This window comes from Fictibacillus sp. NRS-1165, from assembly GCF_050468105.1.
In the GTDB taxonomy this organism is placed as follows: domain Bacteria; phylum Bacillota; class Bacilli; order Bacillales; family Fictibacillaceae; genus Fictibacillus_C; species Fictibacillus_C terrinigri.
This window is the reverse complement of the sequence record NZ_JBDPNU010000197.1, coordinates 1-509: the sequence shown is the minus strand read 5'-3', so window position 1 is coordinate 509 and position 509 is coordinate 1. Positions and strand designations below refer to the sequence as shown.

General features: G+C 38.7%; 1 protein-coding gene. It reads left to right on the top strand.

Annotated elements, in window-relative coordinates; genetic code table 11:
- Positions 1-240 (top strand): carboxymuconolactone decarboxylase family protein (locus ABHN01_RS25865; protein WP_429877925.1); only part of this gene is annotated, 240 nt, incomplete at its 5' end.
- Between the last annotated feature and the right edge of the window lie 269 nt (positions 241-509).

The following is a 509-nucleotide window of genomic DNA, read 5'->3' as shown; positions in this document are numbered from 1 at the left end:
CATTTCAGCACCGAAGCAACCAAAGAAGGAAAATTAAATGCAAAGTTAAAAGAATTAATAGCAGTTTCAATAGCCCATACCACAGAATGCCCCTACTGCATTGACGTTCATACAAAATCTGCCCAACGAGCAGGATCAACAAAAGAAGAGCTATCAGAAGCTATTTTAGTTGCAGCTGCTCTGTTGGCAGGTGGTGCTTATGCCCATATGGCCAACCTGATTGAAAGCTACGGGGAATAATTCGCATCAATAAAAAAGAAGCATTTATAATCTTTAACAAACTGGTTGTGGAATCGTCATAGAGGCATCGAACATTATGGCTCCAATAATGTGTCGTTGGGTGTTACTGCCTAAAAACAGGGATTACAGTATTTTTTCTTCCACTAAATAGAAATCATTAGCAAGGTGTTTTCCACTCACATCTCGAATTTGTTTTTATAGCAAAGAACGGGAGAAGATGGAATGAAAGCAAAAACGTTATGGGTTACTTTAGGGATACTACTCCTTAC